The sequence below is a fragment of the Paenibacillus antibioticophila genome, from assembly GCF_000455265.1.
Lineage (GTDB): Bacteria > Bacillota > Bacilli > Paenibacillales > Paenibacillaceae > Fontibacillus > Fontibacillus antibioticophila.
Map to the genome: position 1 here is coordinate 55,802 of NZ_HG005142.1, position 23,966 is coordinate 79,767.

Annotated in this window: 20 protein-coding genes and 3 tRNA genes; 6 read left to right on the forward strand and 17 right to left on the reverse strand. The window is 49.8% G+C overall.

What is annotated here, in order from left to right:
- The 6 genes from TX85_RS20620 to TX85_RS20645 all read right to left on the reverse strand — a co-directional run.
- Window positions 1-1,142, reverse strand: a 1,142-nt coding sequence (locus tag TX85_RS20620) for an AAA family ATPase (RefSeq protein ID WP_044481770.1), incomplete at its 3' end; no start/stop codon positions are given.
- Between the two features lie 133 nt (window positions 1,143-1,275).
- Window positions 1,276-2,400: a flavodoxin-dependent (E)-4-hydroxy-3-methylbut-2-enyl-diphosphate synthase gene (gene ispG, locus TX85_RS20625; RefSeq protein ID WP_044481772.1), complete on the reverse strand. Its 1,125-nt coding sequence runs from the start codon at window positions 2,398-2,400 to the stop codon at window positions 1,276-1,278.
- A 121-nt stretch (window positions 2,401-2,521) separates the two neighbouring features.
- Entirely contained in the window at window positions 2,522-3,784 is a 1,263-nt protein-coding gene (clpX, locus tag TX85_RS20630; RefSeq protein WP_044481773.1) for an ATP-dependent protease ATP-binding subunit ClpX, read from the reverse strand.
- A gap of 19 nt (window positions 3,785-3,803) precedes the next feature.
- Window positions 3,804-4,388 carry an ATP-dependent Clp endopeptidase proteolytic subunit ClpP gene (gene clpP / locus TX85_RS20635; protein ID WP_044481774.1) on the reverse strand — a complete coding sequence of 195 codons (585 nt, stop codon included), beginning with the start codon at window positions 4,386-4,388 and terminating at the stop codon, window positions 3,804-3,806.
- Between the two features lie 246 nt (window positions 4,389-4,634).
- Window positions 4,635-6,038 (reverse strand): trigger factor, encoded by a 1,404-nt coding sequence (gene tig, locus TX85_RS20640; RefSeq protein ID WP_044481775.1) that lies wholly within the window; start codon window positions 6,036-6,038, stop codon window positions 4,635-4,637.
- A 207-nt stretch (window positions 6,039-6,245) separates the two neighbouring features.
- Complete coding sequence (locus TX85_RS20645) at window positions 6,246-7,076, reverse strand: hypothetical protein (protein ID WP_233500835.1); 831 nt, start codon at window positions 7,074-7,076, stop codon at window positions 6,246-6,248.
- A gap of 218 nt (window positions 7,077-7,294) precedes the next feature.
- Here TX85_RS20645 and TX85_RS20650 point away from each other — a divergent pair.
- Window positions 7,295-7,368 (forward strand) — tRNA-Arg (locus TX85_RS20650).
- A 924-nt stretch (window positions 7,369-8,292) separates the two neighbouring features.
- Here the strand turns inward: TX85_RS20650 and TX85_RS20655 are convergent.
- A tRNA-Gly gene (locus TX85_RS20655) sits at window positions 8,293-8,366 on the reverse strand.
- A 38-nt stretch (window positions 8,367-8,404) separates the two neighbouring features.
- Window positions 8,405-8,782 (reverse strand): PilZ domain-containing protein, encoded by a 378-nt coding sequence (locus tag TX85_RS20660; RefSeq protein WP_044481777.1) that lies wholly within the window; start codon window positions 8,780-8,782, stop codon window positions 8,405-8,407.
- Between the two features lie 506 nt (window positions 8,783-9,288).
- Between TX85_RS20660 and TX85_RS20665 the strand changes: the two genes are divergently transcribed.
- Complete coding sequence (locus TX85_RS20665) at window positions 9,289-10,248, forward strand: L-lactate dehydrogenase (protein WP_044481778.1); 960 nt, start codon at window positions 9,289-9,291, stop codon at window positions 10,246-10,248.
- A gap of 733 nt (window positions 10,249-10,981) precedes the next feature.
- Here the strand turns inward: TX85_RS20665 and TX85_RS20675 are convergent.
- Window positions 10,982-11,055: transfer RNA gene (locus TX85_RS20675), tRNA-Arg, on the reverse strand.
- A gap of 283 nt (window positions 11,056-11,338) precedes the next feature.
- Between TX85_RS20675 and TX85_RS25520 the strand changes: the two genes are divergently transcribed.
- Window positions 11,339-12,952, forward strand: a complete 1,614-nt coding sequence (locus tag TX85_RS25520) for a hypothetical protein (protein ID WP_049895138.1) — start codon at window positions 11,339-11,341, stop codon at window positions 12,950-12,952.
- Between the two features lie 140 nt (window positions 12,953-13,092).
- Here TX85_RS25520 and TX85_RS20685 read toward each other — a convergent pair whose 3' ends face one another.
- Together TX85_RS20685 and TX85_RS20690 are read right to left on the reverse strand one after the other, a co-directional pair.
- The gene (locus TX85_RS20685; RefSeq protein ID WP_044481780.1) at window positions 13,093-13,446 is read right to left on the reverse strand and encodes a hypothetical protein; all 354 of its coding nucleotides are present in this window, start codon (window positions 13,444-13,446) and stop codon (window positions 13,093-13,095) included.
- A 4-nt stretch (window positions 13,447-13,450) separates the two neighbouring features.
- Window positions 13,451-13,777, reverse strand: a complete 327-nt coding sequence (locus tag TX85_RS20690; RefSeq protein ID WP_044481781.1) for a hypothetical protein — start codon at window positions 13,775-13,777, stop codon at window positions 13,451-13,453.
- 150 nt (window positions 13,778-13,927) lie between these two features.
- Between TX85_RS20690 and asnB the strand changes: the two genes are divergently transcribed.
- Entirely contained in the window at window positions 13,928-15,772 is a 1,845-nt protein-coding gene (gene asnB, locus TX85_RS20695) for an asparagine synthase (glutamine-hydrolyzing) (RefSeq protein ID WP_044481782.1), read from the forward strand.
- 92 nt (window positions 15,773-15,864) lie between these two features.
- On the opposite strand, the gene TX85_RS20700 is transcribed toward asnB, so the two are convergent.
- The 3 genes from TX85_RS20700 to TX85_RS20710 form a co-directional block, all read right to left on the reverse strand.
- Window positions 15,865-16,488 (reverse strand): XTP/dITP diphosphatase, encoded by a 624-nt coding sequence (locus TX85_RS20700; protein ID WP_044481783.1) that lies wholly within the window; start codon window positions 16,486-16,488, stop codon window positions 15,865-15,867.
- Entirely contained in the window at window positions 16,488-17,249 is a 762-nt protein-coding gene (rph, locus tag TX85_RS20705; RefSeq protein WP_044481784.1) for a ribonuclease PH, read from the reverse strand. The genes TX85_RS20700 and rph overlap by 1 nt, the downstream gene beginning before the upstream one ends.
- A 184-nt stretch (window positions 17,250-17,433) precedes the next feature.
- Complete coding sequence (locus TX85_RS20710; RefSeq protein ID WP_044481785.1) at window positions 17,434-18,495, reverse strand: GerMN domain-containing protein; 1,062 nt, start codon at window positions 18,493-18,495, stop codon at window positions 17,434-17,436.
- 189 nt (window positions 18,496-18,684) lie between these two features.
- Between TX85_RS20710 and TX85_RS20715 the strand changes: the two genes are divergently transcribed.
- Window positions 18,685-19,263: a phosphatidylglycerophosphatase A family protein gene (locus tag TX85_RS20715; RefSeq protein ID WP_044481786.1), complete on the forward strand. Its 579-nt coding sequence runs from the start codon at window positions 18,685-18,687 to the stop codon at window positions 19,261-19,263.
- 40 nt (window positions 19,264-19,303) lie between these two features.
- Here TX85_RS20715 and TX85_RS20720 read toward each other — a convergent pair whose 3' ends face one another.
- The 3 genes from TX85_RS20720 to TX85_RS20730 form a co-directional block, all read right to left on the reverse strand.
- Complete coding sequence (locus TX85_RS20720; protein ID WP_044481787.1) at window positions 19,304-20,308, reverse strand: MBL fold metallo-hydrolase; 1,005 nt, start codon at window positions 20,306-20,308, stop codon at window positions 19,304-19,306.
- Window positions 20,305-21,057 carry a class I SAM-dependent methyltransferase gene (locus TX85_RS20725; RefSeq protein ID WP_044481788.1) on the reverse strand — a complete coding sequence of 251 codons (753 nt, stop codon included), beginning with the start codon at window positions 21,055-21,057 and terminating at the stop codon, window positions 20,305-20,307. Before TX85_RS20725 ends, TX85_RS20720 begins: the two co-directional genes overlap by 4 nt.
- Window positions 21,058-21,188: 131 nt before the next feature.
- A complete protein-coding gene (locus TX85_RS20730; RefSeq protein ID WP_044481789.1) occupies window positions 21,189-22,370 on the reverse strand; it encodes a foldase protein PrsA in 1,182 nt (393 codons plus the stop codon).
- Window positions 22,371-22,583: 213 nt separating this feature from the next.
- Here TX85_RS20730 and TX85_RS20735 point away from each other — a divergent pair, with 213 nt between their 5' ends.
- Entirely contained in the window at window positions 22,584-23,939 is a 1,356-nt protein-coding gene (locus tag TX85_RS20735; protein ID WP_187375184.1) for a dipeptidase, read from the forward strand.
- Window positions 23,940-23,966 lie beyond the last annotated feature (27 nt).

The following is a 23,966-nucleotide window of genomic DNA, read 5'->3' on the forward strand; positions in this document are numbered from 1 at the left end:
CCGTTCTCCACCTTGACAGCCGTTGCCTCGATTTCAAGCAAGGTGCCCATGTTCGCTCCATATACGGCTAGACCATTGACTACACCGATTTGCGACTGCTCCGGGATTTTGCGTTCAGGACGCGGAGCAAGCTGACTGCTGGTCGCCACCCATTCCAAATCCTTGGCATCCAAATGTTCCCGCTTCTCGGTCAAAGCCAGTCCGGCAGCCAGCTGCACCATATCTACAGCTTCACGGCCATTGGTCGCATACTTTTTAATCACCTCAACCGCCTCCGGACAAGGCTGGAAACCGATCCTCTTTACGGCGTCCTCAGCGATCTGTGCGATCTCCTCAGGAAGCAGGGGCCTGAAGTAGATTTCCATGCAGCGCGAACGCAGCGCAGGAGGAATCTCCTGAGGGGAACGGGTCGTTGCCCCGACAAGCCTGAAATCGGCAGGCAGGCCATTTTGAAAAATATCATGGATATAAGCCGGAGTCCCATGATCCTCTGAATTGTAATAAGCACTTTCCAGATAAACCTTTCTATCCTCCAGCACCTTCAACAGCTTGTTCATCTGAATCGAGTGAAGTTCCCCGATCTCATCAATGAAGAGAATCCCTCCATGGGCTTTGGTTACTGCCCCCGGCTTCGGCTGAGGAATACCCGCCACGCCCATAGCCCCGGCTCCCTGATAGATCGGATCATGCACCGAACCGATTAAGGGGTCAGCAATGCCTCGCTCGTCAAAGCGGGCGATGGTGGCATCAATCTCCAGAAATTTCGCCTCCGCCTTGAACGGAGAGGCCGGGTTCTTCTTCGCTTCCTCCATCACAACGCGAGCCGCCGCGGTCTTGCCAACTCCCGGCGGACCATAAATAATCACATGCTGCGGATTGGCGCTGCACAGCGCAGCCTTCAGCCCGCGTAGTCCGTCCTTCTGACCGACAATATCGCTAAGCGCAGCCGGTCTTGTGCGCTCGGCGAGCGGCTTGGTTAAAGATATAGCTCTCAACTTGCGAAGCTTCTCCATTTCCTTGCGGGATTCGCGATCCACCGCACTCCGATTGCCCTTTTGGCTGCGGAGCTGATTCCAGAAGTAGAGGCCAATCACCACCGCAAAGAACATTTGAACTGCCATCAGAATGATACTTAAATCCATTTCATAGAGCCTCCCCACTTTTAACTGATACATGATAGTATTGCCCTTTCCCACCATCGTAAAACGACAGAGCCTACGAAATAGAAAAAAAGCCGCAAAGCGTCAACCCCGCTTCACGGCCTGGTATATAAATTTATTTGATTTCCGTCGATAATCGATGCTCTTTCCGGCCTGGAATTTCTCCGGTTGCCTCGTACACTTCCACAATATGATCAATTTCCTTTTTCAGCTCCGCCAGCAAATCAGCTTCAGGCACCTTACGGATCATCTCTCCATACCGGAACAGCAAGCCTTCGCCGCGCGCACCTGCAATGCCGATATCCGCTTCTCTCGCCTCTCCTGGCCCATTAACTGCACAGCCAAGTACGGACACCTTAATAGGAACCTTCAAATTAGCGATATAGTCCTCGACTTCATTGGCGAGCGAGAACAGATCGATATCCAGACGCCCGCATGTCGGACAGGATACAAGGGTAGCTGCGTTGGAGATCAGGCCAAATGTCTTGAGTAGCTCCCTTGCTACCTTCACTTCTTCCACCGGGTCCGCACTCAGTGAAATGCGTACCGTCGAGCCAATTCCCATAGACAGCAAAGCGCCGATTCCTGCCGCACTCTTTACGGTTCCCGAGAACAGCGTTCCCGCCTCCGTAATTCCAAGATGAAGCGGGTAAGGGATAACCTCCGCCGCCTTACTATAGGCTGCAATCGCCATCGGCACATCAGAGGCTTTTAAAGATACGATAATATCATGAAAATCCAGTTCTTCTAGAATGCCGATATGGTACAAGGCGCTTTCCACCATAGCCTCAGGAGTCGGATAGCCGTATTTCTCCAGTAAATGGCTTTCCAGCGAACCGGCGTTAACCCCGATACGGATCGGAATACCCCGTTCTTTACAAGCCTTTACCACAGCCTCCACCTTTTCGCGACGGCCAATGTTCCCCGGGTTAATCCGCACCTTGTCGATCCCGTTCTCGATAGCTTTCAAGGCCAGCTTATAATTAAAATGAATATCCGCGACGAGCGGAATATGAATCTGCTTCTTGATCTCCTTGATGGCTTCTGCAGCCTCATCATTGTTGACCGTTACCCGGACAAGCTGGCAGCCTGCTTCCTCCAACCGCAGAATTTCCGCTACCGTAGCGTCAACATCTGCAGTCTTCGTTGTGCACATGCTTTGAATAAGTACTTCATTGCTGCCGCCAATCGTCAAATTCCCGACCTTGACCGGGCGCGTATTCTGTCTCAAGAAAGTCATTACATATCTCCCCCCAATAACGCCAAAGCTCCACCCCTGGCAGAGCAAGCGGAATAAAACCGCCTCCTCCCCAGAAGTGGAGATTGGGTCATCTATGCTGTGAAAGCCGCGCAGTTAGAACTTACGCGCTTTCCTCTTGCTTTTTGTTCTTGTTCTTCTTGCCTCCAAGCTCAGGAGACGTCTTCTCAACGACTACCTTCTCGGTGATCACGCAATCTGTAACATCATCCCGGGAAGGCACTTCGTACATCACATCCAGCATGATACCTTCAATGATTGCGCGAAGTCCACGGGCACCGGTATTCCGCTTGATTGCTTCCTGGGCAATGGCCTCCAGCGCCTTGGGCTCGAACTGCAAGTTCACATTATCAAGCTCCAGCAGCTTCTGGTATTGCTTCACCAAGGCATTTTTGGGTTCGGCCAAAATCCGGACCAATGTCTTCTCATCCAACGGCTCCAAAGTCGAAATGACTGGAAGACGGCCGACAAACTCCGGAATCAGACCAAATTTAAGCAGGTCTTCAGGCAATACCATAGACAAGTATTCACCTGGCTTGAGGTCCTTTTGACCTTCACTGCCTGCGTTAAACCCGATGACCTTCTTGCCGATCCGACGCTTGATCATCTGCTCAAGCCCATCAAAGGCACCACCGCAGATGAACAAAATATTGGTCGTATCGATCTGGATAAATTCCTGATGCGGATGCTTGCGTCCTCCTTGCGGCGGAACGGAAGCTACTGTACCTTCCAATATTTTGAGCAATGCCTGCTGGACACCTTCGCCGGATACGTCACGGGTAATGGACGGGTTTTCCGATTTACGGGCAACCTTATCGATCTCATCAATATAAATGATGCCGCGCTCTGCCTTCTCCACATCATAATCTGCGGCCTGAATGAGCTTCAATAGAATATTCTCGACATCCTCACCCACATAGCCCGCTTCGGTTAAGGATGTAGCGTCCGCAATTGCAAACGGAACATTCAGGATTTTCGCCATGGTCTGAGCCAAGAGCGTCTTCCCTGACCCTGTAGGGCCAAGCAGCAAGATGTTACTCTTCTGCAATTCAACATCATCGATCTTGCTATGCGTATTTACCCGTTTGTAGTGATTGTACACCGCAACGGATAACGATTTTTTCGCATACTCTTGACCAATAACATATTGATCCAGAATATCGCGAATTTCTCTTGGCTTCGGAATTTCCTTCAGGTCCAGCTCTTCCTCATGGCCGAGCTCCTCTTCTACAATTTCCGTGCACAATTCGATACATTCATCACATATATATACGCCCGGTCCGGCAACAAGCTTGCGAACCTGCTCCTGCGATTTACCGCAGAAGGAACATTTCAGCTGTCCCTTTTCGTCGTTAAATTTAAACATGTAAACACCCCTTCAAATATTAGATAGGCTTGGTGATGACCTGGTCGATAATCCCGTAGGCCTTAGCCTCTTCCGCGCTCATAAAAAAGTCGCGATCAGTGTCACGCTCGATTTTTTCAAGGGGTTGACCCGTTCGATCCACATAAATTTGGTTTAACTTCTCGCGTGTCTTAATAATCCACTCCGCGTGGATCTTGATATCGGCTGCCTGTCCCCGGACTCCGCCAAGCGGCTGGTGAATCATCACTTCACTATTCGGAAGCGCAAAGCGCTTGCCCGGTGCTCCCGCTGTCAGCAGCAATGAGCCCATGCTAGCAGCCATGCCCACACAAATCGTGGACACATCCGGCTTGATAATCTGCATCGTATCATATATACCCATACCGGCTGTAACGGAACCACCCGGAGAATTGATGTAGAGATGAATATCCTTTTCAGGATCCTCTGCAGCAAGGAACAGCAATTGGGCAATTACGAGATTGGCAACATCATCATCAATCGCATTGCTCAGGAAAATAATTCGATCCTTGAGGAGTCTCGAATAAATATCATAAGACCGTTCTCCACGGTTTGTTTGCTCTACGACCATAGGTACCAGACTCATTAGCGACCAACCTCTCTTCATGTTCAGATAAATTGCTTACCACATATTTTATCACGTTCATAGGGCTATGTCATTTCTCACGCAATAACCCGCGTCTCTTTGAGATTACCTTATGTAACAGTTGTATTTGCAGAACTATTCTGGAAATAACTGTATAGCAAAAAGTGAAAAATTAAGGCACGCATTTAAGTATACGTGCCTTAATGAATGTCATGCAATTCAGCAAATGATTGCCAAGCGCAGTTCTTATTCTTCGTCTGCCTTCGCTTCAGCGGCTTCTTCCGCTTTCGGCTCGGACTTTGCTGCTTTCTTCGTTGTCTTCTTTGGCGCAGGCTTTGCAGCTTCTTCAGACTTTTCAGCCGCAACTTCCTTTGCGTTTGCAATCAGGAATTGGATCGTTTTGCGCAGAAGGACATCTTCCCTCAAGCTGCCGAGCGAGCCGTTAGCAGCAAGAATATTGCGGATTTCTTCAGGGGAACGCTTGTAAGCATCAGCCATGTCCTGAAGCTCTTTGTTAATTTCTTCTTCCGAAGCATCGATATTCTCAGCCTTGGCGATTTGCTCAAGCACCAGGTTGTTGCGAACACGCTTCTCGGCATCGACCTTCATTTGCTCCTTCAAGTCTTCTACCGTTTGACCGGAGAATCCAAGGAACATATCCAGGTTCATGCCTTGCGCACGCAAGCGGTTGTCGAAGTCGCGAACCATGTTTTGTACTTCACTTTGAACCATGGCTTCTGGAATCTCTACTTCCGCATTTTCGCCAACTTTATCTACAAGTACCTTTTCACGTTCAGCTTCTGCTTCTTTGCTCTTACGGTCAGCAAGCTGTTTCTTCAAATCGGACTTGAATTCGTCCAATGTATCGAATTCGCTGACATCCTTTGCAAACTCATCATCAAGCGCTGGCAGTTCCTTACGCTTGATCTCATGAACCTTCACCTTAAATACAGCTTCCTTGTTAGCAAGCTCTTCTGCTTGGTAGTTTTCAGGGAAGGTTACAATAACATCCTTGAAATCTCCCGTAGCTAATCCGATCACTTGGTCTTCAAAGCCAGGAATGAAGGTGTTGCTTCCAAGCTCCAGGGAATAGCGCTCGGCTTTGCCGCCTTCAAACGGTACGCCGTCCACGGATCCGTCAAAGTCGATTACTACCGTATCACCTTGCTTAGCTGCTTCTTCGTCGATAACAACCAGTTCGGCATGACGCTCTTGCAGGCGAGTAAGCTCTTCATTCAGCTCGTCTTCGCTTACTTCAACGTTTGCAGCTGGAACTTCTACGCCTTTATAATCGCCAAGCTTCACTTCAGGCTTCACAATCACTTTAGCCTTGAACTTGAAGGCTTGTCCTTTTTCAAATTGCTCAATGTCTACTTCTGGACGGTCAACCGGGAAAATGTCGGTTTGCTCTACCGCTTCAGAGTATACTTCAGGAAGCAAGATATCGATTGCGTCTTGGTACAGGCTTTCAACGCCAAAGCGGGCTTCAAAGATCGGCCGCGGCACTTTACCTTTACGGAATCCAGGTACATTTGCTTTTTTGACTACCTTTTGAAAAGCTTTATCCAGTGCTGCGGCGACACGTTCCGCATCCACTTCGACCTCGAGAACGCCGAGGTTCTTCTCTATTTTTTCCCAAGTTGCTTTCATTTTATGCCTTCCCCTCCAAATTTCCATATACTTAAATACTGAAACCTCAATCGCGATCAAACAGCTATCTTGGTTCCAGTATAGCTGTCATTGTTCCACGATCAGAATAACCATTACATTATAAACAACAATACAGCATTTTACAAGGGCTCATCCAAGCCGCGAATTTTCCGGACTTTTAAAGAGCATACCGCTACGATTCAAAGACTAACCTTTCAGCCCGCCGGCGACAAATTGCCGGATGGAGCGATAAGCCTGCTCATAACGGAGTCTCAGACTATCTGTGATACTGTACATGGAGCGAATCTCCTGTTCATCCAGGTTTGCCGGGACACTCTCTGACACCGTCTTATGCAATGCCGCCGCCCAGATATCAATGAAATCATCCTCTTCGTTGAGCAATGAAATATAGTCCTTCGTTCCATACATAGCCATGATAAACTGGCTCCAAAGCTCTTGCGAAAAATAAAACAAGGTTGGATTCTGCACCTGTGCATGATCCGCAATCCGATCCAAGACAGCATGTATCGGCCCAGGGAAATCCTCCGGATTCAGCGGAACAAAGTCCAACTCGATCTCTACTCTCTCGCCAGAGCGCGATAACGTAACGATCCCTGAAGTTCCCCTTCTTCGCAAAATCTGCAAGGCCCGAAACTGCAATAATGGATGTAGTTGCTGCTGTTCCAGCCAGTCGATCAATGCCTTATCAACTTCCGGCTTATCGAGATAGGCCAGTTGGTCCAGCGCCAGCAAGGTCTGTTCGGACAGCGGCTTTTTGATAACAGTGTTTAGCAGCTTTTCGGCATATTGCCCATCCTCCGCCATCTTCGCCTCCAGATGTCGCCTCGCCATTTCTTCTTCTCCCTCGTCTTCTGTGCGGGATTGCTCCGCCGATTCTCCCTGAAGATTGGGAAATGCATCGATTAACCAATTCAACAAGGCGCGCCACTCGTCATACAGACGTTCCTCTTGTCCTTGGCATTGCAACAAAAACCGCAACAGATCAGCCGCCTCGCCATATCGCTCCGTCTCCAGCATACGAGTCAGCTCAATCTGATAAAAATCCAGTGTCTTCGGAAATAACACCAGGTTGTTTTCGCTATTGTGATTCTCGCTAATGATACCACCCCCTGACGTCCGTTCTAATCAGTGAGATTATAGCATAGAGATGCAAGAAGGCAAAAATGGGTCGAACAAGCAAGCTATTGCGAAACCCGGATTAACGTGATAAAATATTTTTTGCTTCTGTTTTTTATGTCCCAGTAGCTCAGCTGGATAGAGCAACGGCCTTCTAAGCCGTCGGTCAGGGGTTCGAATCCCTTCTGGGACGTATAGGATAAAGGCTCCTCTCGAGGAGCCTTTTCTTGTCCCATCGGGATGATAACCCCTGGGGGGTTCATCGGAGTGAGACAGTCGGTGCCCAGCGGACTGTCGGACGGAGTCTCGCGCCGAAGCGCGAGTATCCCTTCTGGGACGTATAGGATAAAGGCTCCTCTCGAGGAGCCTTTTGTCGTTCCATCGGGATGATAACCCCTGGGGGTTCGTCGGAGTGAGTCGGTCAGTGCCCAGCGGACTGTCGAACGGAGTCTCGCGCCGAAGCGCGAGTATCCTTCTGGGACGTAGATAAAGAACCGGTTCGTATTGAACCGGTTCTTTTGCGTCCAAACGGGATGAGAACCCCTGAGGGTTCGTCGAGGGGCATCCTCTATCATTTCGTCAAAACAAAAAGCTCTCTGGGAAAATGGAGGTGTCACAAAACCAAAGGAGGCGGTTTCTTTGTACATTTAATACGGCATGGATCAACTCTGTTGACGAATATAAGCAATGCGTACATTTGATCTAAGGGAAGTACGGACATTATGTCTCCTTACGGTCCGCCTTTGGATGAGCCAAAATTGTAACGGACATTTTGGCTGCTTAGAGAGTAGAATGGAGTGAACCAGAGTCGTTTGAGCGTCCTAAGCGCCCGAAATGTCCGTTAACCCTTCGAATCATCAAAACAAGTCTGCTAAGAGTCTAAAATGTCCGCTAGCGAGCAGCAGAGGGCTAATTAGAGAGTCGCTTACGTTTGTAACCATCCAATGTATTAGGGGGCAAATTTTATACTTTTAGTCCTGCACAAAATCCTGAATCATAAATTTAATCAGCATATAAAAAACACACCTCCTGAAAGTTGTGAACAGTCAGTTAGTGTGCATCGTTAATTAAATCAGGTTTTGTCGTGAACCTAAACCAAAATCAGTTAAAAAACTTTTGGAGCGGGTGAAGGGAATCGAACCCTCGCCTCAAGCTTGGGAAGCTGGCATTCTACCATTGAACTACACCCGCATTTAACTACACTATTATAGCAATAAAGCGGATTGATTTCAAATAACCATAATCTTTCGCTCTGCAGCAAGGGTGCGCAGATCGATATTCAATTGCTCCTTTTGAGCTGCATCTAATTCCAATTTCATTCCATAATGGAATAACCCGTCTGCGACTTGCCGTTGCCAACGAACGTACCCCGCATACACCTGGGAGTTCTCGCCGAGATGAAGATGAATGGAGGCTCCAATCAAATTCTGTACAACATGCAAATTCAGCGAGGTTTGAATTCTGCAGCCTGCCTTGCTGATATCAATCAGTACAGCCTCAGCAAGTTTGCTGGCCACAGCAGATTGATTAATTGTAGTAATCTGAATGAAACAGCCTGTAGGCGGAGTTAAGGAATACCTAAAGGGCTCTTTTCTGCGATTCTCCATGGATGAAATACAGCCTCCAACTTATTATGTCTTAATGCCGTTCAGAATGAGTTGTACAACGTCGCGAATCTCCTTCTCCTCATCCCATGACTGCCCTTCTGAGAACAGAAAGCGCGTAACAAACAACCCAATCAGTGAGGAGCCGATAAATCGAAAAATTGAAAACGAGGGGAGGTCCATGACCTCTCCCTTAGACTTATAATGCTCAAATAATCTCGATAAACATGATTCATTTTACTCCCGAATACTGTATTCGATATTTTAGCACATTTTCCCTGAAAAAAGTTAAGTCGTCCGATGTTTTCTTAGTGCGATTCCATTCAGCAGGCTGAATATCGTAGAGAAAGCTGTCAGAACAACGACACTTCGATTTCAGTTATAGTGACATAAAAGTGTAGAAATTGGTGTCAGGTATCCGTTGGATTGTGCCATTCCGTTACAGTTATAATCGAAGATATCGTACAGGAATATGTATTTAAAAAGACAAGGAGATTGGAGGCGGATAGATGGCCAGAAAAACAAAAAAGGTGACCGTGGTTGGATCGGGGCTTGTAGGAGCGGCCTGCGCTTACTCTATGATTAATCAATCGATTTGCGATGAGATTATGATGGTGGACCGGACTTACGACAGAGCTGTAGCCCAGGCTCTTGATCTATCTCACTGCATGGACTTCACATCAAGCCGCACGAAGGTGTATGCAGGCCGGTTAGAGGATTGTCGGGATGTGGATGTTGTTATATTGACTGCCGGAGCTAATCCGAAGCCGGGCCAAACTCGGCTTGATCTCCTTGAAGAAGCGGATAAAATCACCCGAGGTATCGTCCGTCAAATCATGGACAGCGGTTTTGACGGGGTGTTTGTCGTAGCGGCGAATCCTGTCGATGCGGTAACTTATATCGTCCGAGAAGAGTCCGACCTTCCTCGCGAGCGAGTGATTGGGACGGGAACCTCGTTGGACTCGGCACGACTTAAAACACTATTGTCTGACGTATTTTCCATCGATCCGCGAAGTGTGAACGGTTATGCTCTAGGTGAGCATGGCGAGTCACAATTCGTCGCTTGGTCCCATGTCACTATCGGAGGCAAGCCTCTGCTACAAATTTTGGACCAGCACAAGGAAAGATTCCAGCATGTGGATCTTCAGGAAATCGAACAGAAGACCAAGGACGCCGGATGGGAAATCTTTACCCGCAAAGGCAATACCCAATTTGGTATAGGGAATGCCATTGCCTATATCGTGCGTTCCATTTTGAACGATGACCATAAAATCATCGCCATCTCTGCCATTCTGGAGGGAGAATATCAGCAAAGCAATGTGTGCACCGGGGTACCGGCCATCATTGGCGAAGGCGGTATTCAAGAGGTTATCGAATTAAATCTTAGCCTAGAGGAGCGGCAAAAGTTTGAGCAATCCTGCGGGATATTACGGAAAGCGCTGGAGAAGCTTGCCGATGGGCAGACGTAAGCAGTGTATTTTCGGGGGTTCTCATCCCGATGGGACGACAATGAGGGAGTCCCAGTCATCATAGATGATTGGGGACACCTTTTTTTTCAAAGTGAGGTTACGCCGTGCGTTGCGAAACAAGTGTCGATAAGCACTAAAATTATTGGCGGGCGGCTCATGCGGCGAAATAAGTGTCGAAAAGCATTAAAATTGCTGGCGTGGGTGCTTCATGAGGCGAAACAAGTGCCGAAAAGCATTAAAATTGCTGGCGTGGGTGCTTTATGCGGCGAAATAAGTGCCAAAAGGCATTAAAATTGCTGGCGTGGTGCTTCATGCGGTGAAATAAGTGCCGAAAGTCATTATAATTGCTGGGTGGGTGCTAGCTCGTGCGGCCATTATTTCGTACGGCCATTATATTGCAGAATGTCACTAAAGCCTCGAGGCTTGCTAAAAGTAAGCTTTGAGGTCGGGTGAATTCCCCTCGCTCCTCATCCGATTAAGAAAGCCGCAGTGGACGCAAGAAACCAAGGAATCAAGCGAGAGAAAACCGCTTAGCTCCTTGTTTCTATATGAATATCACTCTATTTGTTATTGAGGCTGTATCCTATTCGTCCCAGAAGGATACTCGCGCTTCGGCGCGAGACTCCGTTCGACAGTCCGCTGGGCACCGACTGTCTCACTTCGACGAACCCCCAGGGGGTTCTCATCCCAATAGAACGACAAAAGGCTCCTCGAAAGGAGCCTTTTTGTTATACGTCCCAGAAGGGATTCGAACCCCTGACCGACGGCTTAGAAGGCCGTTGCTCTATCCAGCTGAGCTACTGGGACACGTTTTGAGACAACAGTAATATTATACCGCATCGCTTCGTTTTTTCAAGTCCCAAATGAACAATATCTTGATTAGATAACCTTAGTAACCCCCTATCACCGAGCTTTTCCCCGCTCACCACAGCTGAAGTTAGATACATATCGTTATTAAGCAAGTCCAGCTCCTTATCCGCCCGACCGCGAAGAATCATATGAATAATGCCCTAATTTACTTCCATATTAGCAACTTTATCCTTTTCTTATCCGTCATATTAGTTATTAAAAGAAGGAGTGCGTCTATTTCATGAAAAAGTTGAACATGAGTGTTCTTGCCGTTGCCCTTTCGGCTACGCTGGCCGGCTGCGCTGCTGACAAGGCTGCCGAGCCGCCTTCTCCAAGTACCGTAACCCGGGACACCGAAGCCGATGAGGTTGCCAAGCCGCTAATAGTAGCAAAATCGCTTACCATTGAATCTTTAGGGAGCGGATATCATACGCCTTATACCGATCAGAACGAGATTGGGCTATTTATGCAGGCCATCCATACTGCCGAGCGGATCACCGGCATCTTGAATGTAGGAGAACAGGATTATCGTCTTCATATCGAAGATACAGATGGCAAGAAATACACTTATACTTTGTGGCTAAGGGATAACAGCGAGCAGGCCATGCTGATGGATATGCAGGATACCCGGACCGGCTACACCGTTTCAAAGCAGCTTACCGAGCAATTGAAGCAGATTATGTTCGCGGAGCCTGAGATAACGCAATTAACCTTCCGTACGGAACGAGGCCCCGGCGAAGAACTGCTTGCCGTGCCCGAAGGCTTAAGAAAGGACCAATACATGCTGTCCGGTGGGCCGTCTTTGAAGCTGCAAGGCAAAACCTATGTAAGCACGCACCTCTTTTACGGCGATCATAACGCTATTAATGCTATCGTTGCCCTTGATCCCTCTACGGATGGGGCAGAGGTTGTGTGGAGCGAGAAGCTCACCGATTCCAACAACCGCTGGAACAACGCGTTTATGAGCAGCTATACGCCGCTGTTTCCGCTGGGCGAGCACCAACTGGTATTTCTGGAACCGGAATTGACGGAGGACGCAGGGGAATACCACCTCTCCGCTTACGATATACGCACAGGTGAAATCAAGCGGCTGCGAGAGGCCTTCTGGCCGCTTACAGATGATTATGATTATATCTACAAATTCAATTGGAAAGCTGACGAGCAGAAATTGTTTATGCAGAGTTATTTGGGGAATGTATGGTTGTTTGACCTGAAAACGGGAGACGACGAGGTCCATCTGCTGAAATACCGCGTCATCCCCCACTCGACAACTGGCGCGCCATCCCTGTTCTTGTCGCCGTCCTTCAAAAGGTTCGTGCACGACGACGAAAGCGGGGATCTGACCTTCTACACCAGCAGCGGAAAAAAGCTCCGTTCCATAGCGCTGCCGGAGGAAGATTACGTCCCCTCCCAAAAAATCAAGTGGAACCCTGCGGGCACCGTCGCCTGGATGGAGCAATCCGAGGACAGCCAGGGACGAATTCTGGACATAGATATCGATTACTTGCGCATCGCGCCCCGCGAGCTTCATTTCTATGATCCGGACGGACAATCCCTGGGAAGCCTGGCGGCCCCAGACGATGAAAATGCCGCCTTGGAGGTTGCAGGCTGGATGGATGAAAATGTGGCCGTCATTAAATCATATACAATCCAAGGCAGATCAGACGAAAGTCCGGAATCAAGGGTCCGGGATGAAGCTTACTATCTCTACAACGTGAGCTCGAAGCAATCGGGGGATCCCCTTACCGCCATGCCCCTGGAAGCCGCACCGGTAACGGACCCCCGGGACAAGGTTGTGCTGCCGGAGGAAGCAGCCGTCGTCGTCGACGGCGAGATTCGGTTCCCGGCCAAATAAGTCGCCCTGCGGGCGGCTTTTTTGTTGCAGTAAACTGTACAAACAGGAGACTACTTCATTGTGGTGTTACCCTGCAGCAGTCTCTAGCGGATGGCATAATACCCATAAATATGATATATGCCGATTACGCTCCCTCCTTCTCATACGGACAGCTCTTTCTGCAGACGATCTGCGATTCCCGGGTAGGCCAGAAGCCTTGCCTTGAATTCTTTGCGCTGCCGCTCGGGAGAAGGCCACCCCTGATCGCCGAACTCCTCTTCGCTCACAACAGCTGTTGCTTGATGCATATCATTATTAAACCAGTCAATTTCCTCATCCGCATTGCTGCGGATCATACGGATGATTTCATAGCCGTCATCCGCCGACTCCGATCGGGCAATATAGACATACAATTGCGGCCCGTCTGCCTCTCCTGGCAATACCTGAACCATCGCGCAAGGCTGTCCGTCCAGCATCGTCACATTTCTGAAGGTAGCCTCTTTAATATAGTACATTTACTTATTCCTCCTCTGTATATCCCATCGACCGCGACAATTGCTCACGAGTCTCCGGCGTTCCAAAACGATAAATTAGCTTGTACAAAGCATCTACAACACTTTGATACCCTGCATTCACATCCTGTTCCGGCGAATCAGGCCAGGGATACGTAAACGCCAGAAACGAGCGGGTCTCCTGTTCGCCAAGCTGCTCCAGCAAATGACTAACCTGATCCGCCTCCTCGGGAGTCGCTTCAATCCTCCATTCATATGCCGTGGCCTGCTGGTCCTCCAGCAATGATCTGCCTTGCAAAGACACATAGTAGATCTTCTTATCAGTACGGTTCATCGTAGTCACCCTCCATACGGTTCATCTCTATTCTGCATAGTTTTCCATGCTGGACAGACATTTTATGCTTGCTCCAGGCATATTTTGTTATTACTTTTCATCCGGGTAAGGTTTATTGGTGAAAGCCAGGCAGAGAGAGGAGACAGCATCATGTGCGGAATTGCCGGATTTATCGAGTGGAATCGAGATTTAACGAGAGAACTGGATTTAGTGCTTGACATGACATCATGTCTGGAAAAGCGAGGTCCGGATGCCCAGGGAACCTGGATTTCCGGACCTTGTGCCTTTGGTCATCGGCGTCTGAGCGTCATGGACCCTGAGAATGGAGCGCAGCCCATGGTCTTTACGGAGGAGGATGCCACCTATGCCATTGTATATAATGGCGAAATTTATAATGCGCCAGAGCTTCGCAAGGAACTGGAACAACGGGGACACCGTTTCAACACCCATTGCGACACTGAGGTTTTGCTCCAGGCCTATATGGAATGGGGACCGGATTGCTTGGAGCGATTAAATGGCATTTTTGCTTTTGCAGTCTGGGACAGCGGAAGACAGCATGTCTTTTTTGCCCGGGATCGCCTGGGCGTTAAGCCCTTATTCTATTGCAATCTGGACGGTACGCTGATTTTTGCCTCCGAGCCCAAGTCTCTTCTTAAGCATCCGAAAATGCAAGCGGCGGTCGGAGCGGACGGCCTTGCCGAGATTTTCGTTATTGGGCCAGCTCGAACTCCGGGACACGGAATCTACAAAAACATGAAGGAGCTCCGCCCAGGCCATGCTATGATCTTCAACCGCTCCGGCTTGCAGGTCTTTACCTATTGGAAGCTGCGAGCGGCAACGCATCATGATTCTGTAGAGGATACAGCCGCTACGATCCGCAGTCTCCTGCAGGATACCGTGGAACGGCAGCTGCTGTCGGATGTTCCGGTATGCACTCTTCTCTCCGGGGGACTCGATTCCAGCGCGCTAACTGCACTTGCGGTTGATTACTACCGAAGAACCGGGCAAGGTCAGGTGCACACTTACTCTGTAGATTATGTCGATAATGACAAGTATTTTCAGGCTCACAGCTATCAGCCTGGGGCTGATGCTCCTTGGATTAAACGGATGGTGGAGGAGCTTGGAACAGAGCATCATTGGATTGCGTTTGATACACCCGAGCTCCTGAAATCATTGCCCGATTCGACCGAAGCGCGGGATCTCCCTGGCATGGCGGATGTGGATGCATCTTTATTATTATTTTGCCGTGAGATTAAAAAAGGGGCTACTGTTGCAATTTCTGGAGAAGCGGCTGATGAGGTGTTTGGGGGATATCCATGGTTTCACCGCGAAGAGCTGCTTGGAGCGGGCACCTTCCCTTGGTCAATTGCAACTGATTTAAGAGCAGATCTGCTCTCGTCAGAGGTTCGGGACTGGATCAAGCCGGAGCAATATGTGGCTGAGCGGTATCAGGAAGCGTTGGACGAAGTGCCGCACTTGCAAGGAGAATCTCCTGAACAATCACGAATGAGAACGATGTCTTATCTCAATATCACCCGTTTCATGCCAACTTTACTGGACCGAAAGGACCGAATGAGTATGGGTGCCGGGTTGGAGGTTCGTGTTCCTTTCTGTGACCACCGATTAGTGGATTATGTCTGGAATATCCCATGGGAGATCAAAGCGTTAGGAGGCCGCGAAAAAGGAATTCTTCGCAAAGCGCTTGAGGGGGTATTGCCGGAAGATGTATTGTATCGAAAAAAGAGTCCTTACCCGAAAACCCATAATCCGGAGTACCTCTCTGCTGTGAAAGCGGAGGTTCTAAACATTCTGAATGATCCGTCCTCGCCTATCCTTCCGTTAATCAACAAGGCGCGCATCCTGGAGATTGCCTCCTCACCGGAGTCTTCCACCAATCTGCCCTGGTTCGGACAACTCATGTCCGGTCCGCAGCTGTTTGCGTACCTTGCCCAGGTTAATCATTGGCTGAGCAAGTACCAGGTATCGGTTGGTTAATTAGAGTAATTCGGAGCAAAAAGAGCCCTGAACTTCCGCGCTAGGAAGCTCAAGGCTCTTACCCGTTATATAAGGCTGTCTGACTCCGCCGCTTACGCCTTCAGCTTCGCAGCCAGCTCGCGGAGCGCCGCACCGCGGTGACTTATGGCCTGCTTCTCCTCGAGCGTCAGCTCAGACATCGTCTTCTCATAATCCGGAAGGTAAAACAGCGGATCATAGCCGAAGCCGCCGTCTCCTGCCGGTGTCGAGGTGATCCACCCTTCAACAGAGCCTGATGCTTCCGTAAAATCACCGGTAGCCGGATCATACAAAGCAAGGTGGCAAATGAAGCGAGCCGTGCCCAGCAGTGGCTGCTCCGTATCTTCGCCTTGCTTCTGCTTCTCCAGCTCACGGAGCAGCTTGTTATTGTTGTCTTCATCTGTAGCGCCCTCTCCTGCATAACGAGCCGAATAGACGCCCGGAGCACCGCCAAGTAAATCCACACAGAGACCGGAGTCATCTGCAAGCACCGGTTGTCCGAGGATATCGCCGGCAGTCTTGGCCTTCTTTCTGGCATTATCAGCAAAGGTCTCTCCATCCTCAACGATGTCCGGAACCTCCGGATAATCATACATGCTTTTGACCGGTTTACCGAGAAAAGCAAGGGCATGAGCGAACTCTCTCACCTTGCCCTGATTTCGGGTAGCTACTACAATGACGGACTCACTGCGTTCCATTACACATTCGCCCCCGCTTTTCCTTCAGTAATTTTCAACGCAATCGGCCCCAGGGCCTCGCGCTGCTGCTCAATCATTTCATAAATCCCCTGCCCGGCCAGCTCCAGCAAGCCATCCAGCTCCTGCCTTGTAAAGGGTCTTTCTTCACCTGTGCCCTGAAGCTCCACGAATTGGCCTTGCCCAGTCATGACTACATTCATATCCACCTTGGCCTTGGAGTCTTCCTCATAGTTCAAATCAAGCAATTGCCGGTCACCTACGACGCCTACGCTGACTGCCGCTAGAAAATCGGTGATGGGAAACACCGGCAACGAATGCTTAACCGCCAGTTTATTCACTGCAATTGCCAGCGCTACAAACGCTCCCGTAATCGAGGTCGTCCGGGTTCCGCCATCTGCTTGAAGCACATCGCAGTCCACCGTGATTGAACGTTCGCCCAGGGCGGACAGGTCTACGACAGAACGCAGAGCCCGGCCGATCAGACGCTGGATTTCCATCGTTCGTCCGCTCTGCTTTCCTTTGGCCGATTCGCGCTGATTGCGGCTGTGAGTTGCCCGCGGCAGCATGGCGTATTCAGCTGTAACCCAGCCCTTCCCCTGCCCTTTCATGAACATAGGGACCTTCTCTTCCACGGTAGCCGTGCAAAGCACTTTTGTGTCACCAACTTCTATGTAGACCGATCCCTCCGCATATTTGTTATAATCCACGGTCATCTTCATCGATCGCCGCTCGTTGGCTTCCCGGCCATTTATTCTCATCATCATTGCCTCCTACATGTTCTTGCTGTCTTCGAGATGCCTAAATGCTGTCCTTATTCTATCAAAGTGTGGTCATAAAAGCACCCTTCCATTCCCCTCTGTTGACAGCGGTTGGGGAAATGCGGTGAAAAGGGCCTGCTTCCGCAGGCCCGGTCTTCTGCTCCATTTTTAATTTCACTTTACCTGTCTACAGCTTGATTTCATTAATATTGGCCGGACGAAGTACAGGTTCGCCATATTGCTGATTATCCATCCCGACCACATCCTTCTGTCCATTTAGCCATACTCTGACCTTATAGTTCTGTGCATTCTCCGTCACGGTCAGAACGAGGGACTGCAGCATCTGAGCCGGCGGCTTATCTCCCGCTTCGAACATATCGTCCTCGAGGGAAACGGTGATAACCCCGTCCTCCGATAGTTCAACCGCCTTGAGAACCGTCCCGCCAGTCAGAACGCTTTCCAGGCCATTACCTTTAACCGGGCCTTCGATCAGTTCACTTAGCGCAGCTGTAACCGCATTTTTGCCTGTGGAGACAAACCTCGTCACAGGAACATAGTATGGCGCTCCATCGGGATTTGTAGCCGCAAAATAAAGCGTAACCGGGCGAGTCTGGGAGAAGCTCATGCCCTCGCCAAGCTCCAGATTGATGCCTAGTGCACGTGTCAAAGGACGATCCATTGGTGTTTTGCCAACCGGCATTTCGTTCAGCTTGGCTCCAGCCATCCAGATCTGTACCTTTTCCACGCCTTCATTCCCCAAGAGCGTCCAGGTTACCGCCTCCATAATCTTCCGCTCGTCAGCAGCATCATAACCGCCAAAGGCCTGGTTGAATTCCACCATCGCCAGCTTCTCATCCTCTTTAATGGTAACAGCCTCCACCTGAGTTCCTGCAGGAAGCACGCCGCTGAACCCGGATGGAATCAGCGCCTGATACGGGCTGTCCTTGACCAGCATTTCCAATTGGCGTCCAACCCTGGATTGCGCTTCACCCGAAGGTAAATGAAGCGACACGGGAGCCAGCCATCCCTGTTCGTCCTGCAAATAGACCGTCGACAGCGATTCCTCCAGTTCCAGGCTTGTCTGGTCCGAGGATTCGAGAGATTGAAGCATCTGGGTCTCAATATCGCTGGGTGGCGGATCGATCTGCGCAGCAGGACCCGCGCCAAACAGTCCGCATCCCGATAACACGAGCGGAACGGCAAGTATGCTGCACATTGCTGTAATTCGAAGCAATCGGCTTATTCTCATGACAGGGACTCCTCCTAATCTGATCTTGACTGTCTAAAAGTGCGCGTTTGAACAACCTCTAAAAGATGACTTTTCAGACAACCTCTATTACTATGTATACGAGCCCCTTTTTGAAAAATAACTATCTTTTTGCACCAAGATGGACACACTGCATCATAGCTATAGCTTGAATACAGTTAGGAGTAGGTGATGAAGATCGAAACAGAAGAACGGAAGACGAAGGCTCCTTATAGCCTGAACAGCAAGAAGGTGGCAGATGCCACGATGTTATGGCTCGAGAAGCGCGGGGTAAAGATCGAGGAAATCGCAGAATTAGTGATGCTGCTGCAGAAGAAATATTATCCTGACCTGGCCATAGAGGAATGCATTCATAATGTGGAGCAGGTGCTGAGTAAGCGAGAGGTTCAGAATGCTGTGCTAACCGGTATTCAGCTTGATTTACTGGCGGAGCAGGGACTTTTGATCCCTGAATTGCAGGATATGGTCGCTAATGACGAGGGACTGTACGGCGTGGATGAGATTCTGGCCTTTTCCATCGTCAATGTGTACGGAAGCATCGGATTTACGAACTATGGATACGTGGACAAATTGAAGCCCGGCATTCTGGAGCGTCTTAACGATAAGACACTAGGGCCATGCAATACGTTCCTCGACGATATCGTCGGTGCGGTCGCAGCGTCGGCCAGCAGCCGGATTGCTCATCGCAAGCAGGCGGAGCGGGAACAGGAGCAGGGCGAGGATACGCTCGGCAAAGATATCGTCCGTTAGCTCCATTAAAAAACCGTTTGGAGAAAAGAGATTTACTCTTTCACTCCAAGCGGTTTTTCATTCTTGTTGAGCCAAACCGGATATGTGAATTTGAATTACTAATCTCGAGCCTTCCCCGCCGTACTAATTCAAACAGGTGCGCTAATGTCTCCGCCATGGCAAATCGCATCTGATGAATGCCCAATTCGGTGCCAAACAGAGCCTCGCAAATATCAAAGCCGCTTCGCTCCCCGTCGTCCAGCAAAGCCTCAATCTTTTCCAAGCGTTCCTCATGATGCAGCAGCAGTCGGTCAATTCGCTCAGTAAAGCCGGAGAAGGGATTTCGGTGTCCCGGGAACGCCACACTTACCCGGAAGCCCTTCAGCTTGTCCAAAGATTGCAGGAAGGAATACAGCGGGTTCGGGTCACTTCCGGGAAGCAGACTGATATTCGGCGATATTTGCGGAAGGACCGCATCTCCGCATAAGATGATTCCTTGTCCATCCTCGTAGAGCGATAGGTGTCCAGGGGCATGGCCTGCCGTTTCGATAGCCGTCCAGCTGCGATCTCCTAATCGAAGGACCTCTCCGTCCGCAATAAATGTGAGCTCAGGCTGCGGCTCCACTTGAGAAAGAAAGCTGTCCAGATGTCCAGGAAGCTGGGCGAGCCAGGAGTCCGGCATTCCATGCTGAGCAAATAAGGCGCTCAGCTCTTCGTTGATTCGCTGCCCCTTCCCCCACATCAGTTGGGCTTCTTCATAGGCACGGCGGGACATATAAACCTTGGCTCCACTAAGGGACTGCATGTATCCCGCCAGACCGTAGTGATCCGGGTGATGGTGAGTCACTACGATGGAGGTAATCTCCGGAGCCTGAATCCCCAATTCTCCCAGCGCCTGCTCCCATGTTGCTATGGATTCATCGGTACGGGGCCCGGGATCAACCAGTGTTATCTCTCCATTTCCTTGCAAAACATAGCTGTTTACCCATCGGAGCGGGGGAGCCATCGGAATATGCACGGCGTGAATCCCATATTCGTCCCAGTCCTGTATCATCTGCCGGTTCATTGGCATCCACCCAACAGGATCATACGTGGAGACATTATCGGATCGTAGCTCTCGCCTGCATGGCTTCCGTAAATTCGCTCCAATGTAAGTCCGGCCTCTCCAAGCATAGCGGTAAATTGTTCAGCAGTATACAGCTTGATCCGCTCCAGGTATTCACGGGGTTCCACCTGATCGTCTCCTTCGCTCTTATCTACTTGAGAAATCCAGATCCGCTTCATGACATACCCATTCTGAATCACTCTACGCTCCACAATTCGCTGGCCGTCATCCATCCGTTCAGACTCTGGAACCAAGTGATCTGCAGTATACCTCGGATTCAGGTAGTCAATGATGAACCTTCCCTCCGGTTTTAATACCCGCTTAATCTCGCGCAGCACTTGAATATGCTCATGGTCCTCCTTGAAGTAGCCGAAGGAGCTGAACAGGTTCACAACCGCATCAAATCCGCCCGCTAACGGCAGCCTCCGCATATCCGCTTGAAGCCATGTCACCCGGTGCTCCGGGTCATTTCTTCGGGCTTCACGCAACAGGACCTCCGATAAATCAACGCCAGTTACTACAAAGCCAGCTTCCACCAACGCCATGGAGTGGCGTCCCATTCCACAGCACAGATCAAGAACCTTCGCTTCCTGCGGCAGCTTCAGCCACTCAACCATGCGCTCGACTTCTCGTCTAGCCCCCTGAGTATCACGATGCTTATATACAAGCAAGTAGTCTTCACCAAAGCTGTGCTCATACCATTCCGCCATGATCTCTCCTCCAGTTTGAGCTCTGTTCTGTTCCATATGTATATAGCCTTAATTGTACCTCCAATGAATCATCCTGTACAAACACTCATTAAAAAAAGAGGGTGCCTGTTCAGGCCCCTCTATCATTCCAGTTATTCTGCTGCTTCTGTGTTTGCTTCGTCATCCGATGAATCTGTGAAGGTATTCGTGATTGTTGCGTTGCTGCGCAGGCCCTCAATCCAGCTGTTGCTCAGCTCCGATACTTGGTTGGATACCAGCGTTTTACGGATATAATCCTTCTCTTCCTCATAGGTCGCCGAGCGTGCTTCAATACGGTCCGTAACCTTGATTACAGTATAACCGCCGCTTGTCTTGACAGCTTCGCTGACTTCATCCTTGGCAAGCGCGAAAGCCGCCTCTTCAATCGCTTCCTCCTGCTCTCCGCGGGCAAAGAAATCTGTATCGCCGCCGTTAGCCTTGGTGTATTCATCCAATGACACACTAGCAGCCAGCTCTGCAAAGTCCTTGCCTTCCTTCAATTGCTTGATTACATCATTCGCTTCTTCTTCCGTAGCGACAACAATCAACGAGGCCCGAACTTGCTCCGGTGTATCGAATGACGATTTGTAATCTTCAAACGTTTGCTTGACTTCATCATCCGTGACCGTGATTTGCGGCTCAAGCAGCTTCGTCATTAACAATTTCAACTGAATATTTTCACGAAGCACTTCCATGCTCATACCGTTAGATACCAGTGCGCTTTCAAGTGCTTCCTTTGAGCCGAAGGACTTTTCCAGATCTGCAACTTCCGCGTCAATGTCGCTCTCCGTAACCTCAACGCTCTGCTTCACTGCCTCTTGATTGACAAGCTCCTCCATAATCAATTGATCAAGTGCGGATTGCTTGGTGGCGGAGCTTAATTCTTCATATAGACGGTCCTTGGAAATTTCCACTCCATTTACCGTAGCTACCGCTTCTGCCTTGTTCGTTGCAAATGGCGGCTTGACCAGCACAATAATCAGCACAACCACAAGTGCCAGTGAAGTAAATAACCAGACCTTGTTGCTGCCGCCATTCCCGTTATTCGATAACGAGCCGTTCTCCTTGGTTGATTCATCATGAACCGGAGCCATTACTGTCAAAGACTCGTCGCTTTCAGTTTCCTCTTCATTCGCAATCTCTTCCAAAGGCTGGGTCTCTGTGTCTTCAGCCGCGGTGCCGCCTGTCTCTAAAGGCTTCTCTTCTGCAGGTGTGTCAACACTTCCCTCTGTAAGCGCATCCTCTTCTGCTTGTCCGCCCGGGACGATTTCTAACTCCTTGTCCTTATCTTCCATTCGATCGCTGACTCCCTTCATTCTTGTACAAACTTATACTCTTATGACTTTATCAGATTAATGCAGGTTATACCTTAAGGAATCCTAAAAAAGATGCACATTTTTTAAGGCAATTTTAATCTGAGTCGCAGAATTTACCGCCGGTTATTTCTGTTATCGTGCAAAAAGGTGTAAAATGGGAGGGAAACTAACGTCCGGGAGGAAATGATAACGATGGATTACCAAAGCTATTTTCAGAGCAACAAAGACAAGCATTTACAGGAACTGGGCGAACTGATCTCGATACCGAGTATTTCCGCTCTATCCGAACATAAATCCGATATGAACCGAGCCGCTGAATGGGTTGCCGACTCCCTTCGCCGTGCCGGCATGGAGCAAGTAGAAATTTATCCGACAGACGGTCATCCGATTGTTTACGGTGAGCATGTACATGCTCCTGGCAAGCCTACGGTCTTGGTCTATGGACATTACGATGTACAACCTGTAGACCCGCTGGAGTTATGGGAAAGCCCACCATTCGAGCCCACCATTCGCGATAACAAATTGTTTGCCCGGGGAGCTACCGATGATAAAGGGCAAATATTTCTTCATGTAAAGGCCGCCGAAGCCCTTCTTCAATTGGATAAAGAACTGCCGGTCAACCTCAAGTTCTGTATTGAAGGTGAAGAAGAGGTAACAAGTCCGAATCTCCCGTCCTTCCTGACCGAACATCAGGACAAGCTGGCCGCCGATGTCGTTCTGATCTCTGATACCGCCTTGCTGGAACCAGGCAAGCCGGCCATTTGTACCGGTCTGCGCGGATTGTGTTCTCTTGAGGTTAGCGTAAGAACGGCAAATACGGATTTGCATTCCGGGACATATGGTGGCGGAGTGCCGAATTCACTTCATGTGCTGGTCGATCTGTTGGCTTCGCTGCATGATAAGCAAGGCCGGGTTGCCGTCGAGGGCTTCTATGAAGGTGTGCCTGAGATGACCGATCTGATTCGCGAAGAAATCGAGAAGCTTCAATTCAGCGAGGAAGGGCTGAAACAAACCCTTGCCCTGGACACGCTGTACGGTGAGGAAGGCTTCGGATTCATCGCCCGCACCGGTGTTCGTCCGACACTGGAATTAAACGGTGTGTACGGCGGATTCCAAGGGGAGGGAACCAAGACGGTCATCCCGAAGGAAGCCCATGCCAAGATCACCTGCCGGCTCGTAGGAGATCAGGATCCGCAGGATGTGCTTGATAAGATTGAAGCCCATCTTCAAGCCCAGCTGCTTCCTGGCGCCAAGCTTGAAGTGAAGCAGCTGGAGCGGGCCCGCGCATTCTCTATCGATCCGTCCGACCCGATGCTGCAAAAGGCTGCAGATGCTTATGAAAAAGTCTATGGAACCCGTGCATTGTTCACGAAGGATGGCGGCTCTATTCCAATCGTTGAGACCTTGTCCCGTGTTCTGAAGGCTCCTGCCGTCATGATGGGCTTCGGCTTGCCGAATGAAAACCTGCACGCTCCGAATGAGCATTTCCATTTAGAAAACTTTGACAAAGGTCTACTGACGATTGTTGAATATTTGAAGTCGCTGTAAACCTCAATTTCGAAAAGCCGTCCCCAT

What these genes read in the sequence shown, in the direction of transcription:
- TX85_RS20645 (WP_233500835.1), bottom strand. Translation starts at nt 7,076, where the DNA reads ATGCTGGAGACGGAGCGATATGGCGAGGCGGCTGATCTGTTGCGGTTT.
- TX85_RS20715 (WP_044481786.1), top strand. Translation starts at nt 18,685, where the DNA reads ATGAAGATCGAAACAGAAGAACGGAAGACGAAGGCTCCTTATAGCCTG.
- TX85_RS20730 (WP_044481789.1), bottom strand. Translation starts at nt 22,370, where the DNA reads ATGGAAGATAAGGACAAGGAGTTAGAAATCGTCCCGGGCGGACAAGCA.
- TX85_RS25520 (WP_049895138.1), top strand. Translation starts at nt 11,339, where the DNA reads ATGAAAAAGTTGAACATGAGTGTTCTTGCCGTTGCCCTTTCGGCTACG.
- TX85_RS20685 (WP_044481780.1), bottom strand. Translation starts at nt 13,446, where the DNA reads ATGTACTATATTAAAGAGGCTACCTTCAGAAATGTGACGATGCTGGAC.
- TX85_RS20665 (WP_044481778.1), top strand. Translation starts at nt 9,289, where the DNA reads ATGGCCAGAAAAACAAAAAAGGTGACCGTGGTTGGATCGGGGCTTGTA.
- TX85_RS20720 (WP_044481787.1), bottom strand. Translation starts at nt 20,308, where the DNA reads ATGAACCGGCAGATGATACAGGACTGGGACGAATATGGGATTCACGCC.
- clpP (WP_044481774.1), bottom strand. Translation starts at nt 4,388, where the DNA reads ATGAGTCTGGTACCTATGGTCGTAGAGCAAACAAACCGTGGAGAACGG.
- rph (WP_044481784.1), bottom strand. Translation starts at nt 17,249, where the DNA reads ATGATGAGAATAAATGGCCGGGAAGCCAACGAGCGGCGATCGATGAAG.
- TX85_RS20660 (WP_044481777.1), bottom strand. Translation starts at nt 8,782, where the DNA reads ATGGAGAATCGCAGAAAAGAGCCCTTTAGGTATTCCTTAACTCCGCCT.
- TX85_RS20710 (WP_044481785.1), bottom strand. Translation starts at nt 18,495, where the DNA reads ATGAGAATAAGCCGATTGCTTCGAATTACAGCAATGTGCAGCATACTT.
- TX85_RS20735 (WP_187375184.1), top strand. Translation starts at nt 22,584, where the DNA reads ATGGATTACCAAAGCTATTTTCAGAGCAACAAAGACAAGCATTTACAG.
- clpX (WP_044481773.1), bottom strand. Translation starts at nt 3,784, where the DNA reads ATGTTTAAATTTAACGACGAAAAGGGACAGCTGAAATGTTCCTTCTGC.
- TX85_RS20700 (WP_044481783.1), bottom strand. Translation starts at nt 16,488, where the DNA reads ATGGAACGCAGTGAGTCCGTCATTGTAGTAGCTACCCGAAATCAGGGC.
- TX85_RS20725 (WP_044481788.1), bottom strand. Translation starts at nt 21,057, where the DNA reads ATGGCGGAATGGTATGAGCACAGCTTTGGTGAAGACTACTTGCTTGTA.
- asnB (WP_044481782.1), top strand. Translation starts at nt 13,928, where the DNA reads ATGTGCGGAATTGCCGGATTTATCGAGTGGAATCGAGATTTAACGAGA.
- TX85_RS20690 (WP_044481781.1), bottom strand. Translation starts at nt 13,777, where the DNA reads ATGAACCGTACTGATAAGAAGATCTACTATGTGTCTTTGCAAGGCAGA.
- ispG (WP_044481772.1), bottom strand. Translation starts at nt 2,400, where the DNA reads ATGACTTTCTTGAGACAGAATACGCGCCCGGTCAAGGTCGGGAATTTG.
- tig (WP_044481775.1), bottom strand. Translation starts at nt 6,038, where the DNA reads ATGAAAGCAACTTGGGAAAAAATAGAGAAGAACCTCGGCGTTCTCGAG.